General features: G+C 48.6%; 9 protein-coding genes. 5 read left to right on the forward strand and 4 right to left on the reverse strand.

From position 1 onward, the window contains the following. Positions 1-5: 5 nt before the first annotated feature. The 3 genes from BZJ18_RS00105 to BZJ18_RS00115 are packed head-to-tail and all read left to right on the forward strand — an operon-like array spanning position 6 to position 4,722. The gene (locus BZJ18_RS00105; protein ID WP_069586770.1) at positions 6-671 is read left to right on the forward strand and encodes a transglutaminase-like cysteine peptidase; all 666 of its coding nucleotides are present in this window, start codon (positions 6-8) and stop codon (positions 669-671) included. A 6-nt stretch (positions 672-677) separates the two neighbouring features. Then, entirely contained in the window at positions 678-2,612 is a 1,935-nt protein-coding gene (locus tag BZJ18_RS00110) for a bifunctional diguanylate cyclase/phosphodiesterase (RefSeq protein WP_077454847.1), read from the forward strand. Beyond that, a complete protein-coding gene (locus BZJ18_RS00115; protein ID WP_077454848.1) occupies positions 2,605-4,722 on the forward strand; it encodes a type I secretion system permease/ATPase in 2,118 nt (705 codons plus the stop codon). The genes BZJ18_RS00110 and BZJ18_RS00115 overlap by 8 nt, the downstream gene beginning before the upstream one ends. Positions 4,723-4,746: 24 nt before the next feature. Here BZJ18_RS00115 and BZJ18_RS00120 read toward each other — a convergent pair whose 3' ends face one another. The 4 genes from BZJ18_RS00120 to BZJ18_RS00135 form a co-directional block, all read right to left on the reverse strand. Next, positions 4,747-6,408 (reverse strand): DUF342 domain-containing protein, encoded by a 1,662-nt coding sequence (locus tag BZJ18_RS00120; protein ID WP_077454849.1) that lies wholly within the window; start codon positions 6,406-6,408, stop codon positions 4,747-4,749. 423 nt (positions 6,409-6,831) lie between these two features. Next, positions 6,832-8,856 carry a GNAT family N-acetyltransferase gene (locus BZJ18_RS00125; protein WP_077454850.1) on the reverse strand — a complete coding sequence of 675 codons (2,025 nt, stop codon included), beginning with the start codon at positions 8,854-8,856 and terminating at the stop codon, positions 6,832-6,834. Between the two features lie 98 nt (positions 8,857-8,954). Beyond that, positions 8,955-9,929 carry a ParB/RepB/Spo0J family partition protein gene (locus tag BZJ18_RS00130; RefSeq protein WP_077454851.1) on the reverse strand — a complete coding sequence of 325 codons (975 nt, stop codon included), beginning with the start codon at positions 9,927-9,929 and terminating at the stop codon, positions 8,955-8,957. 9 nt (positions 9,930-9,938) lie between these two features. Beyond that, on the reverse strand, positions 9,939-11,147 hold the full coding sequence (locus BZJ18_RS00135; RefSeq protein ID WP_077454852.1) for a ParA family protein: 1,209 nt from the start codon (positions 11,145-11,147) through the stop codon (positions 9,939-9,941). A gap of 1,341 nt (positions 11,148-12,488) precedes the next feature. On the opposite strand from BZJ18_RS00135, the gene BZJ18_RS00140 reads away from it, so the two are divergent. Next, a complete protein-coding gene (locus tag BZJ18_RS00140; protein ID WP_077454853.1) occupies positions 12,489-14,465 on the forward strand; it encodes a replication initiator protein RctB domain-containing protein in 1,977 nt (658 codons plus the stop codon). A 286-nt stretch (positions 14,466-14,751) separates the two neighbouring features. Then, on the forward strand, positions 14,752-15,621 hold the full coding sequence (locus BZJ18_RS00145) for a DMT family transporter (protein ID WP_069586762.1): 870 nt from the start codon (positions 14,752-14,754) through the stop codon (positions 15,619-15,621). Positions 15,622-15,804: the final 183 nt, after the last annotated feature.

The following is a 15,804-nucleotide window of genomic DNA, read 5'->3' on the forward strand; positions in this document are numbered from 1 at the left end:
TGTCTATGAAGCGATGGGGCGTCGCCATATTGGCCATTTTGCTGTCGATGAGTGTCGGCGGCTTGACCACCACTGAATCGCGTTGGATCCAGCAGGTTTCCGCGTTTTACGGTGAGCGTGCGGGCAAACGCGTATTGGCCTGGCGCAATATGGTCGCGAATACACAGAGTCTGTCGGAGCAAGAAAAGCTGCGCCAGGTAAATGATTTTTTTAACCAATTGTATTTTGTTGATGATATCGAGCTATGGGGAAAAAAAGACTATTGGGCGACGCCCCTTGAGTTTCTCGGCACCAGCGCAGGCGATTGTGAGGATTTTAGTATCGCCAAGTATTTCTCACTGCGAGAACTCGGTGTCGATGATAAGAAGCTACGGTTGGTGTATGTCAAAGCGATTCGGTTGGATCAGTTCCATATGGTTGTCGCTTACTATCCGACACCGTCATCGGAACCTGTGCTGCTCGATAACCTCGACCCAGAAATAAAACGCGCTTCATTGCGGCGAGATTTGCTACCTATCTACAGCTTTAATGGTAGCCGATTGTGGCTGATGAAAGAGCGAGGCCAAGGGGAGCTGGCCGGTAACTCCTCACGACTCGGACTATGGAATGACTTACGTAACCGCGTCGACACGTTAAAAATGCAAAAACCCGTTAAACTTTTTGATAGGTAACGACCTATGACGTTATTCAACCAAATATTCACCTGGATGCTGGTCATTTTCTTCTTCTTGGTGTTGTCGGTGTTCGGTATCGAGCTCAACACCACGCGCAACTTTTTGCTCAACCAGCAAACCGCAGATGTGAACAATACCGTGAACTCGATGGGCTTGGCCCTCGCCCCTTACTTGGAATCAGACGATAAGGTGGCGGCCGAGTCTGTGATCAATGCGTTTTTTGACGGTGGCTTTTACCGTGAAGTCAACCTCACCCTGCTGTCCGATAACAGTGAAATCGTGCGCGAATATCCAGTTAAAATCCAAGGTGTTCCGCAATGGTTTATCAACCTCGATATTTTCCCAGTGATCACGGAAAAGCAAACCATTACCAGTGGCTGGATGCAATTGGCAGAAGTAGAGGTCGTGGCCCATCCCGGCTATGCCTACAAACAATTGTGGAAGTCGTTTGTACAATTGGGGTCGAGTATGGCGGTCATTTTTCTGATCGCATCGGTCGTGATCGGCTGGCAATTGCGCCGCTCTCTCAAGCCCTTAGCCCGTATCACCGCAAAAGCAGGCGAGATTGCTAAAAACCGATTTGGCGACCCTATTCCGCTTCCCCCGACCATTGAATTAAAAACCGTGGTCAGGGCCATCAATGTCATGACCGAACAGCTGAAAAGCTATTTTGAGCAACAAGCCAAAGAAGCCGACCGATTACGCAAAACCGCTTATCGCGATCCCGTTTCTGGGCTCGGCAACCGCAGCTTTTACGTCGGCCAACTTAAATCTTGGCTCACCGAATCGGGCGTTGGCGGGATGGCACTGATTAAGGTTGATCTGATCAGTGAAGCGTACAAAAAACAAGGGTTCGAAGCGGGTGATAACTTGGTGGAACGTTTTGCCAATAATCTCACCCACACCATTATTACCGATGACAGCATGACAGCGGCCCGTTTGAGCAAGGACGAGTTTGTAATCTTAGCTCCCAATACCGACGCTGATGATCTGCGACTACTCGGTGAAAGTGTGCTGGCAATGGTAGTCGATATGCAAGCCGATCCCATGGGGCTCACACCACCGAAAGTGGCCGTTGGTTTAGCCGTGAATGGCGGCGGGAACCGTGATGCCAGTATTTTGCTCTCGCAAGCCGATAATGCGCTTTCTCAGGCTCGGAATACTCCCGATCACCCTGTGGTGCTAATTGACCAGTCGATGGGCGATGCGGCGATGGGTAAACAGCAATGGAAAGCACTCCTTCATGAAGCGGTGGCGAAAGAGCTCTTTGTATTTAAGTTTCAGTCTGTCAGTGACAGCACCTCAAAACTGCTCCACCAAGAGGTCTTCTCGGCGATTGAAAAAGACGGTGAGTATTATGGCGCCGGCCACTTCTTGGGGGCAGTAGAGCAACTTCAACTAGGTGAGACCTTAGATAAATATGTGATCACCCACATTATGAAAACACTCTCTCAAGACAAGAGTGCCGGTCCATTAGCGGTTAACTTAACCCTAAGCAGTATCACTAATGCATCCTTTATCCGTTGGTTAGGAAGTGCGATGTACCAAAACAGAGGACTTGCCGGCCGTCTATTGTTTGAAATCCCGGAAGTGGCGTTTGTACGCCATGCCGACCACACCAGTCTGCTCGCGGATCAAATTCGCCAAGCGGGTTTCCAATTTGGGGTGGATAACTACGGACGCAACTTCCAGTCACTTGATTACTTGCAACGCTTCAAACCTGATTACGTGAAAATCGATTTTGCCTATACCAATAATATCGATGACGATGCTCAGGGACATGTGTTGGCGTCGGTGTGTCGTACGGCCCACAACCTCAATATCACCACCATCGCAACACGGGTCGAAACCGAAGCACAGCTTGCTCGCCTCTCGGAGTTATTCGTGAACGGCTTCCAAGGCTATATCTTTGAGAAATCTAAGGACAGCAATGGTTAAAGATCCGCTGCTACAATCTCTCATCTATGTGTCGCGTTATTTCGGTAACGCGAACTCTCCGGACGCACTAGTGTCAGGCCTACCCATTTCCGATGGTTATCTATCGCCCTTTCTCCTTCCGCGCGCCGCCGAGCGCGCTGGTATTGTTGCCAAAGAAGAAACCATGGCCATCAAAGAGGTCTCGCCGTTACTTTGCCCTGCCATTTTGTTGATGAAAGATAACGATGCGTGCGTCTTGCTAGGATTAGATTTAGCAGCTGGCCAAGCAGAAATTGTCCTGCCTCACGCGGATATGACGCCCCAGTGGGTCATGCTGGATGACCTTAATGACGCCTATGTCGGACGGCTTTTCTTACTTAAAAAGCAATTTCGATATGATGAGCGCTCTCCCAAAGCGCAAGTCAAAGATGAAGGCCATTGGTTTTGGGGCACACTTTGGCAATCTCGCCACATCTATCGCGATGTCCTGATTGCCTCATTATTTATCAATGTATTTGCCATCAGTGTACCGCTATTTTCGCGGTTGGTTTACGACAAGATAGTCCCAAATCTTGCGTTTGATTCCCTCTGGGTGCTGGCCAGTGGCATTTTCGTCATTTTCGTTTTTGACCTCTTGCTCAAACTCCTGCGCAGTTACTTTATTGATATATCGGGTAAGAAAACTGACTTGCTGATCTCTTCACGTATCTACGCCAAAGTGATTGGGATTAAGATGGAAGCACGGCCGCCGTCCGTAGGCGCGTTTGCAAGGCATATGCAAGAATTTGAGTCTATCCGCGAATTCTTTACCTCTGCCTCCATTTCAACGCTCATCGACCTCCCCTTTGCGTTGATTTTTCTCTTCGTCATTTGGCTGGTCGCAGGTCCTCTGGTGATTGTGCCCCTGATTGCCGTCTCCTTGCTTATTATCCATGCCATGCTGATTCAAAAACCGCTACGACGCACAATTGAAGAAGGCACGCGTTTATCGTCCCAAAAAAATGCCAACCTGATTGAAAGCCTCGTTGGCCTAGAAACGATTAAGATTTTTGGTGCCGAAAGCCAGTTTCAATACCGCTGGGAAGAGGCCGTGGCACACATGGCGAATTGGAGCATCAAAACCCGGCGCTTGACCGATTCCGTCCACAACTCCGCAAGCTTTGTCCAACAGTTTGTCGTCGTCAGTATGATAGTGTTTGGTGTCTATCAAATCGCGGAAGGCGCCTTGACCATGGGCGGACTGATAGCAGCCAGCATGCTCAGCTCTCGCGCGGTCGGTCCTTTAGTTCAGCTTTCGTTGCTGTCAACGCGCTATCACCAAGCCAAATCCGCTTTAGATATCATCGAACAGCTCATGGAATTGCCCACGGAGCAAGTGGCTGGCAAACGTTACATTCATCGTCCGATGATGCGCGGTAAAGTCGAGCTAGATAACATTGACTTCCACTACCCCAATGCCACCTCTCAAGCACTGCGTCGTGTCTCGTTTACTATTTACCCTGGAGAAAAAGTCGCAATCATTGGCCGAGTAGGCTCAGGGAAAACGACCATTGCACGCTTGTTGGTAGGGCTATATCAACCCACGTCAGGATCGGTGGCTTTTGACGATACCGACATTTCCCAGCTCCATTACATTGATGTGCGTCGTAATGTCGGTTTTGTTCCTCAAGAACCGACCCTCTTCTTTGGTTCGATTCGTGACAATATTACCCTTGGGCAGCCGTTGGCGGATGATATCGATATTATGGATGCAGCGACCCGTGCCGGAGTTCTCGCGTTCACCCAATACGATTCAGCCGGTTTGGAGCGCCAAGTGGGTGAAGGTGGCGTTTTGTTGTCAGGAGGTCAAAGGCAAGCTGTCGCGCTCGCTCGCGCTTTATTAGGACGTCCGCCCGTGATCATTTTAGATGAACCCACCAGTCAGATGGATAACCGTACTGAACAGTTCATTAAGACTCAGCTCAAAGACCTTCGCCGAGAGGAGACGCTAATTCTGAATACCCATAAAACAGGTATGCTCGATGTGGTCGATCGTGTCATTGTGATGGAACAAGGCAGTGTGGTTGCGGATGGGCCGAAAAAAGCGGTGTTACAAGCATTAAAAGAAGGGAAAATAAGGAAAGTCAGTTAATCAGTTTACAGTGTAAACTCGCGATTAAGCTTTCGCTTGATAGGGTTTAAGCTGAATTTTTGCATTCTCATACATCAAAATGGACGGACCGTGCTCCGAGTCGACCGAATGCTTTTCTTCCCCGATGGTGCAATGCACTCGGCTCAAAAGAGACTTGGTCGCGACAATCGTCGATTCCCGGTAGCCCGCGGCAATTTGTGCATCCGTTACTTCAATCTCGTGTTCAATGTTGTCTATCTCTTCAAAAAGATGATCGCGCGTGGTGGTAATACGCTCTACCATCGCTGCATCACGCTTTTGAGCCGGTAAGGCTTCAAGCTTCGCTTCTGCGGCTTTGATGCGGTTGAGTTGCGCTTTTTTCTCTTCCCATTGTTTATTGAGATCGACCACTTCACGTTTCAACAACGCCAAGCGTGAGAAGCAATGAATATATGTGTGAGCCCCTGCACTCGCACCGATGATCACCGCCTCCACTTTTTCACCTACTTCGTGTTTACCCCCCGCCAGTGTCCCTTTCCGTTTCGTGGCATCGGCAATCATCAGTGATTTACCCACATGGGTTTGACAGTGCATCGCATGCAACGTGAGCTCGAGGTTGTTGTTAGCACACAAGGTGGCATACTGCGCAAACTTAGCAACGATGTTGCCTTCCGCCACCAAGGTACAATTGATCTCGGAGTCAGAGGCTACTTGGCGGCCGATAATACCATTTTGTATGATAATGTCTCCGCCTGCCGTGATGGTGCATGACTCAACGACACCGCCGACAGTAACTGTGCCGGTCGCGGTCACTTTCATCCCGACTTCGACGTCGCCTTTAATCACCACACTCCCTTCAAAATTAACGTGCCCTGTCCCCACATCGACCGCGTCCAAACTCAAGGCATCATCTACCGCGACACCGTCATCCAATAAACGCGGAATACCCGCCATGGTTGCCACCAAGATATTAGGGTCTTTATTACTGAATTCACTGCCATCATGTGCATTCAGCGCCATGGGTTTACCTGGTGTGGTCGGTAATACCGACCCAGTCACAGTGAAGCCTTCGTAACCGGCAGTTTCAGGCACCAGCTTGGCGAGTGGCTGACCATTTTTCACCATCACCATCTCACCGAGATCACGCATATCGACTCGCCCGTCATCACGCTCTCTCGGTCGGCGAACACGATCGGCGGGATCTTCGATTAAATAAACGATATGGGCGTCTTCACCCGGCACTGGCTGGCGACCAAACGCAACCGGTACATCCAAATATTCGCCTGGTTTTAAGCGCCCAGAAGCAGAGAGGAGTTTTTGTAAGGTTGGCTTTTTGATGCCACGCACAATGTTGGCTTCACGCAAGGTCGAGAGAATATCATTTGCTTTAAGACCACTGCCACCACAGGCACCATTCACGACTAAGTAGGCTGTCATTTTATCGTCAGCAATACGTGCTTCGACTGTTGCATCACGGCTTTCGGCAATGATGATTTCTTCGGACTCATCATGTTCGGCACTGTCATTCAGCTTAGCGAGCGCAGATTGAATCGTATCATCAAAGCAAAAGAAACTACCGACCTTGTTGGCAACCAACCAGTCTTTAATCTGATGTTTATCAACCAGCTCATCGCCTTGATGATGTCCGCCGATTGATAGATATACTCGTTGTCCATCCTGCGATATACGTAGGATTTCGTCTAGCATCTTGGTCCCTGCCTATTCGGTCCTTTTGAAAACCATATCGTCAACGCGAAACAGTCCTCGTCATGAGTTTAAACCTTTATCGAGGCGAAATATTTTGGGTAGTTTCTTATAAATTAGCTGACATTGAACGCAACCACGCGCAATTGTCTCATTAATAATAAATTATAGGGGTTTTGGCACACATGGAAGTGAGGTCACGTCTAAAATCGTGAGGTAGTAAGCGTTTATCATAAAAAAGTGTGAGGATGCAGTGAGAAGCGTACATCTTATTGCATATCACGCATTCCGGTTAGAATGCGTGCTATCTAACACGATTATATCTTCGTCACCGTTAAAGCTGAGCGTAGGCATTGCGTTTTGGCAATAATTTACAGTGTAAATAGGGGCAGCGATAGGACGTCAAATTTACACTGTAAATAGAGGCTAATTATCCAATCGAAAAGCCACGTAATCACGCAGGGCTTTCTCTGCCGCCTTCTTACCTGACAGATTAAACCGAGCACAGACAGTTTGCCAACAAAGGCCTTGTAGGACTTTACTGGTTAATAGCGCCTCGCGCCAATCCCACTCGACAGGCGACGTTGACTGAAATGTCCACCGAGTCCAGGCTTGCAAACTCCCAATCGCCGCTTCAGTGCCAACACCGCCGGCCGCATACCCCTGCACTTGACGAGTCTCCGCGTTGGTTAGCGGACGAGCGGGCATGAATGCGACCAGTGTCGCCGCAATATCGGGCTCCAAATTCTGGTGTGCGCTCATCAATAAAAGGGGCAAGCTTTGCTGAAAAAGCGTCACGGCTTCTTTCATCCATGTCATCGTCTCTACCGGCCTAATTAACTGCAATGAGTAACATCCGCTAGCCTGGTCGCGCTTGATGCCAAGTTTGACCGGTTCAAAACCCTGCTTCTGCCAAAAGTGAATAAGGGCCTTTGTCGCCCCAAAACTGGTGCCTATACAGGCTATATTTTCTTTCGCGGCTTGCTGTTGAAGATGCGTCAGTAGTCCACTTGCTACACCGTGCCGACGCCATTCAGGAGCGACCGCAATGCGCTGAATACGCCATAGCTTGTTCTCTAACACCGTTGCGTATCCAAGGTGAGTCGCCAATGATTGTGCCAGTAAGTGCCCGCGAATACGGCGAGTGCCAGCAATCACTGCCTCACTTAACGGAGTTGAAAAGCCTCCCTCTTCCGCCACCACCACAACGCCAATCGTGTGTTTACCTTGCTTGGCAACGACGATATGCAAACTATCATCATCAAGCAACAAGGCTAAATCATTGGGCGATGTTTGATAATGGGCCGTCATCAATAAAGAAAATAGCGTGACCAACTCTTGTTCATGATGGAATAAATGTTCAGCGCTGAGCGTTTTAAACTGCACAGCGCTATCCGCACACGGCTCCACCTTTGGTGGTATCACATCGTGAGCTACATTGAGTAGGAAAAGCTGATTCAGACAGGTCTCTACCGGATCGCCTTCGGCCCAACGCATGGGTTCGGTTAGGGTGAGAGAGCGCCACTGTGGCTGTTCTTCTTCGAGGAGCGCGCGTAATCTAAGCGTAAAGGCACGACCCGTTCCTTCATAACCATGCTCGGTACTGGCAATGGCGACACGGCTATACTGACGAAGGATCTGACTAAGCATCGGTAGTGGAATGGCTGCCGCCTCATCAACGAGAAGAAGATCGGCGTCGGGGCATTCTCGCAGCAACGCATCTGGCGCGACAAAGCGAATACGACTACCTTCAACACCAACATCGAGCCCATTCACCTCCATGATGCCCAGCTGACGTTTGGCATGGGCAAACAAGGTAGTGACATTGGCGGGAGTTGGCGACGTCACCACAATTTGTCGCGGCGCTTGTAAGGCTAACTGCGCTGCCGCTATTCCCATTGCTGCGGATTTGCCACGCCCACGATCCGCGGTCAGCAATAAAGGTCGACGGCGATGCCCAGTCACTACCTTTTTTAATCCGTTAATTACATCCTGTTGTGAAACGAGATGAGATACGTCGGATAAAGGCGGAAGGGTGGGTGCCCGCCAACCTTGATGTGAAATCCAAGCCACACTGTCCGTATTTTGCAAAAGCCGAAGCATTCTTCTGACTGATAACGGTAAGGTCGCCACATCGGCCGCCACCTGCAAAATGATCAGAGAGCCGGCTCGACAACAACCACTGATCGCACAGAAGGCCTCGCTATTAAATGCCCCATCAACGTCCACTAACAGATGGCCACACTCTTGCCCCAACCATTGTTTGGCTTGCCGCCAGCTGATGACATCCGGCGCATCTTGGCTTGCTACGCGACGCACTGGCGCTTCTCCTAACGCTACGAGGATGTCAGTCACCGACCGCTCAGAGACCACCAGTTGACGATGCGAGCGGGCTTGGGCTGTTTCAATGAGTTGAGAGAGAAACTGGGACAAAAGAGACGTGGCAGACATGAAGCGCCTAATCGAGTAGCAAACAATAGGCTGATCATAACTGAAAGCAAAAAAAACGGCACGCAATGCGTGCCGATATTCAATCGCGAGGTCGAGGCTTACACGTTATCAAGCTGCTCTTTAATTAATGCGAGAATACGCTCAGCTTGCTGATCATCGATCTTTTTAAGGTTGATGCTTAAACTACTGCCTTTGCGTCGATACGCCGCACGGCCTTCCACTAAGGTCGTTGATTGCTCTTTTTGCTTCGCTTTTGGCGCAACTAACTCATCCTTAAATTGCTCGATGTGCAAGGTCACTTCTCGGGTAATACGCGTCACGCCCTGCGCATCCACTTGTTGCCACAACGGAGTATTTCCCAGTTTATCCAATAGTGCCTGCTGTTGACTGTCGTCTAAGCCAAAGAACAAACGATGCAACTTCACTATGGTCGGTCGGCCAAGTTCGGCGACACTCGGATAGGCTTGCAGTAGTGGCAAGGGTAGGGCAGCAGCTTTCAACGCACCACTGACCAGTGCTTCACTGCACTGGCAGACGGTTGCCAACGCCTTTTGATCAGCCACTTCGCCACTATCCAACATGGCTTGCATCTCTTTGCCTCGCTCATACAACGACAAAGGTTTATGCGCATTAGCGACATCGGAGAGAAATTTTGCATGACGCGTACTGATATCTTTCGCGACATAAACGAGGAAGTCTTGCTCTGCAATCAAGCACGACATGCGACGGCGGCTACCGTCCAATACCTCAATGCGTCCATCATCTAACCAACGTCCCACCGCGGGATATTGCTGACCGCGGTCTTTGAGCGTGGTGAGAATATCTGATAGCGCGAGCTCATTAAGAAACGACTGCTCTCGGGCGTTTTTATCAAATACCGTGGTTTTCTCGGCGATATCTGCCGCCGGTACTTTAATTAGCTCAAATTCAACAGTATGTTCGCCGGCCACGGCCAGCTCAATCACCGCCGCTTTTTCGCTAGCCGCTTTTTGCGCTTCTTGCGTGGTGGTGGCGCGACGCTTGTCGGCTTTGGCAAACAAACGTGCATTCAAATCGGAAGTTTTAATCGCCATTCTTCTTTATCACTCCTGATTGAGCAATGCCCAGTGACTATGTAGCACACGCTCAAGCTCAAGCCCAACACGGTGCACCGCTTCTTGCGCAGTTGATAGCGTCTTCTTACCTCCCTCAAAGTCTTGCGAGGTCAAATCAAAGACGGTGCTATACGTATCTGCACAGGTCTCAAACGCGCGGCTTCGAGGAATCGTCGCCATCATCACTTGGTCACCCAAAAGGTAGTTCATTTCAGTCAACACTGAAATTTGCTTTTTATTGTCATCTTCAAACATGGTTGGCATTAAGCGCACAAACTCGAGACCATGCCAATCTTCAGGGAACATTTCATACACTTGAGGTAAGTGCTGGAAAAAGTTCACCGTTGACGCCCAATCTAAGCGCTTGGCGGCACACGGGATCACCAACGCATTTGACGCATACATCGCATTCCAAACGAGGGGATCGATGTGCGGACCCGTATCAATCATGATCACGTCGAACTCATCACTGATAGGATCAATAACCTTCTCTTTGAGTAATTCGACGACATCGAGCGACTGACTGCTTGCCAATGATTGCCATGCTTCTGCGTTGAACATGGCATCCTCAGGAAAGGCAGCCATGGTTTTTAAGTTTGGATATTGCGTCGGCAGCAAGACAYTACGCATCATAAAGTCTTTATCTGCCGCTTGGGGGGTATTATCCAGCATGACGTCGACCGCCGAATAAATCCCTTCCTGTTCCGTCAGGCTGATTTGTGGATTGAGGAATAGACGCAACGACCCTTGAGGATCAAGGTCAATTAAACAAATGCGATAGCGCTTCTCCAAGTTTAATGCCATACAGGCCGCGAGGTGCACCGCACTCATTGATTTACCCGTTCCGCCTTTCTGGTTCTGGATGTTAATCACCCAAGGCTTATGGGCTTTTCCCTTACGCTCATGAAAAGAGGGGACATTGGCCGCGTCCATGATTTTATGAGCTTCATCTAAGGTAATCGAGTAGTGGTTTGCATTGTTCTTGGTGAACTGATGCCCTTGCTGCTCCATACGAGAAATTGCTTCATCTAGCTTACGACGGGTTAAGCCAGATCGGGTTTCCATCAACGCTTTTGACATTGGTGGAAACAACTGATCATGTCGCTCTTCCATCACAATTTCGACGCGATCAGACTGAACTTGTTTCGTCTGCGCAGCGATATTGCGAAGGTTTTCAATCGTCTTTTCCCTATCCATCTTCTTTTCGCCATTATGAGGAATAATTGGCGATTGTACAGCACTAAGAAGTAAATACAATAAAAAGCTGAACAGATAGCAATCAAATAAAGATCCTGCTCACAATTGTTATTCCAGCGAATATAAGGGCAGTTTTGCCGCCATAATCTTGCGATTAATTGTAGGGCAAACGCCAAACATTAAAAATGTCACASTGTCACTTATTTACAATGTAAACGGAAACACTTCACGGAAGCCTATTTCATGATGGACAAATTACGGATAGTGTCATTTCAATCTTAATTGTCTGTCTGACGATACTCCACGAGTCACCTTTCTACCTCGCTTGATGCTATTAGTAACCTTTAACATGGCTTTTGATCATTTTTCCCGAAAACATGATCAAGGCAGATGCGATGTAAAGCGTAGTAACCTTGATCATGCTTACGCTATCGGTATCCCTGTTAAGGAACGATGATCAAGTAATATATCCGTTGAATTTGTCAGCAAATGGACGCTCACTGACACCAGTGAATACGGAAAAATGATCAAGTGAACCGCAACAAGCGGACTCTTCCCTATTCAGGCCGGAACGATGAGAGCAATTGGCTAAAATACGGTGAATGTCCGATGTAGCAAGGGATCGCAAAGGATCGTATCACCATTCCGCAGCTACAGTAGGCTCACAGTTATCGCTACGCATACGATCCAACAGCACGATCGCTATCATGATCATTGTTCCGTAAGTCGGACACATATCTCGGCTTCGCTAATCTACTGTGAATGTCATTTCAATTTTAAGCCCGAGCGCTCCCTTTCCCTCCTCGCCTGGTAACAATCACACCAATATTGACCGGAAAAGCTGAAAATGACGCTAGCTTGATCATAGTTCCATACCATAAACAGCCGATATCCAGCAGATTTTGGCTAGGATAACCACACAAGGTAATACTTGCCTGTGGATAAAGTGTGTGTGAGCCATGATCATTGTTTCAATTGATTGATGATCATCGCTTCGCGCCATTGATGATCATTGATACGGGCATTACATGATCATCGTTGGAGACATATGTTGATCATGCCTCCGACCTTGCGTTGATCATGCTTTCGGGGGTGTAAAAAAATAAAACTCTAATAAACAAACACTTAAAGGAAATTCGCTCCATGGATCAATAGATCAGATCATCAAATTAGATCAGTTAAATCATAAAGATCAGTTAAAAGCGCCAATAAAAAAGATCTTTCTTTTATGATTTTTTTTTATTAGGATTTATCTGGAAGTATGGTCAATTTACGGTCTTCGCTTATTTGACTATTCTCGCTCTCTAATGAGCAAGCTATCGGGAAAGGAACGAACTGCACATGAGCAGCACCAAACCAGAAAAAATACTGATTAAAGCCCCACGATCGCACAAAGATGGGCATCTTTTTGAAGTGCATGCTCAACTTGTGGACTGGCTTGCTCAATATGAACATTTTAAAGGGGTAACCAAAAGTATTCTTGAATTACTGAACCTGATTTCAGTCCGTGGTTTCTCCTCTCAAGATGGCTATGTGTCAACCACAGAATTAGTCGATGCCACTGAAGGCCAACTCACCCGTGCCGCGATTCAGCAACGACTGCGAGCAGCTGTCAGCCTAGGGTTATTCATCCAACAACCGGTGCGGTTCGAGGAAGGCTTAGCAGGCAAAACCATGCTTCATCGCTTCGTCAATCCTAGCCGTTTAATCTCTACCCTCGGTAGTGCGGGATTAATGACAGAGAAAAGCCGTGATGTGGTCAAACAAAAACGCTCGAAAGCATTGGCACAAAATCAAGTGAATCGCCAACTGCTCAGTGAGCATGGGCTAGGCACGCCTCCTACCATGCCGGATGAGAAAGATCAGATCTTGGTATCGCCGACCAGTTGGGCTGGGATCATTGACCAAGCATTGGCACCGCCGCGAACGAAAAAAAGTTACCAAAAGTCGATGGTGGCGATCAGTGGCACCAAAGCGATCATCGAGACACGCTCAGCGAAGTCTATCATGACGGTGGACGATCTGATGACCCTGTTCGCGCTGTTTACACTGACAGTGCAATACCATGATCATCATTTGCCCAGTTATGAACTGCAGACCCAGACCATTGGCAATAAAACGCCAATTTATATTACGGACATCCTGCAGCTGCGTGGTAAGAAAGACAGTGGTCCAGCGCGAGATGCTATCCGTGAAAGTATCGATCGGATTGAATTCACCGACTTTCAGTTGCACGAGCTGACGGGACGTTGGTTGAGCGAAAACATGCCGGAAGGATTTAAAAGTGACCGTTTCCGCTTCCTGGCCCGCACCATCACAGCGTCAGAAGAAGCCCCAAAAGAAGGGGAGGATGGTGAAGTAAAAATCAAACCGAACCTGTATATTTTGGTGTGGGAACCGTCGTTTTTCGAAGAGTTGATGACAAGAGACTATTTCTTCTTGTTCCCCCCCGAGATCTTGCGTCAGCATACCTTGGTCTTCCAGCTGTATTCGCTCTTCAGAAGCCGTCTGTCGCGTCGTTTAGAAGATTCCTTGTTACTGAGCGAACTAAACCAGAAAATGGCGAGAAACATCGAATGGCGCCGTTTTTCGAGCGATCTCATTCGAGAGCTTAAAAAACTGGCTGATGGAAAGGTGACGGATGATGTGTTTGCAGTCAATCTGTGGGGGTATCACCTGACCCTCACTCGCGAGGATGATAAAAAGTATCCTGACTATCGGATGGATATTAAGTGCAATGTGGATGAAGTGATCCGCTACTCACGGGCCAAGATGTATAATGAAGGCAAACGATCGCTAGCACCAACCATGCCGAACCCACTGCGCAATGAGATTTTACCCAAACAAGACCTTGATCAGCTTTCCGGGATCATCGATGGGGAGTTTGAACCCATTCAGCGCAAAGAAAAGTCCAGCGGTCGATTAGGGCGGCGTGTGAAGTTACGCAAGCACTTGGTTGAAGTGAACGCGGATGAGCTCACGATCGTGTTGTCGAAATATACCTCGGAGGAAGCCCTCCAACGCAGTATCACGGCGTTATCAGCAATGACGGGACATCCAGCGTCTGTGATCACGGAAGAGTGCCAAGGCTATTTAGAGAAGCTGGATTGGCTGATGGTGGGTGAGAATGTGGTGCCGTACGAGACGCTAAGCCGTACCATTGAGTTTTATAACCAACAGCAGCAAGAGCGTCATCTTTCCATCGAGCGATTGATCTCTGGCTTAGCCGTACGTCGTAAAGTCTGTCAGCGCGTGTATGAAGGCCATTTAGATGGGCAAGTATTAAGCGTGCTTGATGAGATTGCCTCAGGGCGTTGACCTTACCGTTTTTCATGTCAATAAGGATTAGCAGTAAGTTAACCAAGCGCTGACAATTGCTAAAGTAGGAACGATATACTCAATCTCGATAGATACCTTTGTCCTATTTGATGTCCTCGTCGACATCCTTTGGCACTTCTCTCGCCAGCGGGCTCTTTGCCCGCTTTTTCTTTGCCTGAATCCCCCCTCTCGCCCTCAATGTCCAGCAAATTAGGCGTTTCATTGGTGAGTTTACAGTGTAAACTGCCTGCTTTTGCTTAATTGATTTTTGCTGTTTGGGAGATCTATGCCTGTTTTCTTGCCCTTTGCGGCAGTGTCCATTTGGGCGATGAATACCATCGTCAACAAGATGGCGGTGGTGGTGATTGCTCCTGGAGCCATGGCTTTCTATCGATGGTTCTTTGCGATTTTAGTGCTTACTCCCTTTTGTCTGCCGACTTTATGGCGACAGCGGCGTGCGGTGTTTAAATTAGCCCCTCGTCTTGCGGTGTTGGCGTCTCTGGGTATGGTGATCAACCAATCGGTCGCCTATTTTGCTGCACAAACGACTACCGCCACTAATATGGCGTTAATTATGTCGTTGGTCCCAATGCTCAGTTTGCTATTTAGCGTGTGGTTTCTGCACCAACCGCTAACACGTATCGCCATCGCTGGCGCGATATTGTCCTTTTCTGGACTTGGGTATATGCTCACTCAAGGTCAGCCCATGACGCTGCTTGAAAGCGGTGTCACTGCCGGTGATGGACTCATGTTGATTTGCGCATCTGCTTATGCCTTGTATTGTGTATTACTCAAACGCTGGCCGATGTCGGTGTCTAATTGGGTTTCTGTGTATGTACAAGCATTGTTTGCGGTATTGATGCTCTTACCTGTGCTTTATGCCGCGCCCAGTGCTGATATTGTGCCCGACGCGTATCCCTTGGTGGGCTTTGCGGCCGTCGGCGCGTCGGTATTAGCGCCGGCATTGTGGCTAAATGCGATCGCGCTCAATGGCGCTAGCCGTACTGCGATGTACATGAATTTATTACCCGTACTCACCGCAGGCATTGCCATGATATGGCTTGATGAAGTATTAACGCACTATCACCTCATTGGTGGCAGTTTGGTGCTTATCGGCGTTGGATTATCGCAACGATCTACCCATCCAACACGCTGACAACCGTCTACACTTGATAAATGAGCGTAGTATCAACCTAGGGTGTTGATAGGAGGTGAGCGATGTGGTGGTTAATTGAATTAGATTGGATGCCTTTATGGGTGACGCCTGCGCAAGGCCGCGTGAAGTCATCGGCCTCATCACCGATTATTTGGTAGTGAACCCAAGGAGAAATCGTTACGA

It is taken from the genome of Salinivibrio sp. IB872 (assembly GCF_001995345.1).
Classification (GTDB): Bacteria; Pseudomonadota; Gammaproteobacteria; order Enterobacterales; family Vibrionaceae; genus Salinivibrio; species Salinivibrio proteolyticus.

Excerpts from the sequence above, each read along its gene's own strand:
- BZJ18_RS00130 (WP_077454851.1), bottom strand. The coding sequence starts at position 9,929 with ATGGCGATTAAAACTTCCGATTTGAATGCACGTTTGTTTGCCAAAGCC.
- BZJ18_RS00125 (WP_077454850.1), bottom strand. The coding sequence starts at position 8,856 with ATGTCTGCCACGTCTCTTTTGTCCCAGTTTCTCTCTCAACTCATTGAA.
- BZJ18_RS00145 (WP_069586762.1), top strand. The coding sequence starts at position 14,752 with ATGCCTGTTTTCTTGCCCTTTGCGGCAGTGTCCATTTGGGCGATGAAT.
- BZJ18_RS00140 (WP_077454853.1), top strand. The coding sequence starts at position 12,489 with ATGAGCAGCACCAAACCAGAAAAAATACTGATTAAAGCCCCACGATCG.
- BZJ18_RS00115 (WP_077454848.1), top strand. The coding sequence starts at position 2,605 with ATGGTTAAAGATCCGCTGCTACAATCTCTCATCTATGTGTCGCGTTAT.
- BZJ18_RS00110 (WP_077454847.1), top strand. The coding sequence starts at position 678 with ATGACGTTATTCAACCAAATATTCACCTGGATGCTGGTCATTTTCTTC.
- BZJ18_RS00120 (WP_077454849.1), bottom strand. The coding sequence starts at position 6,408 with ATGCTAGACGAAATCCTACGTATATCGCAGGATGGACAACGAGTATAT.
- BZJ18_RS00105 (WP_069586770.1), top strand. The coding sequence starts at position 6 with ATGAAGCGATGGGGCGTCGCCATATTGGCCATTTTGCTGTCGATGAGT.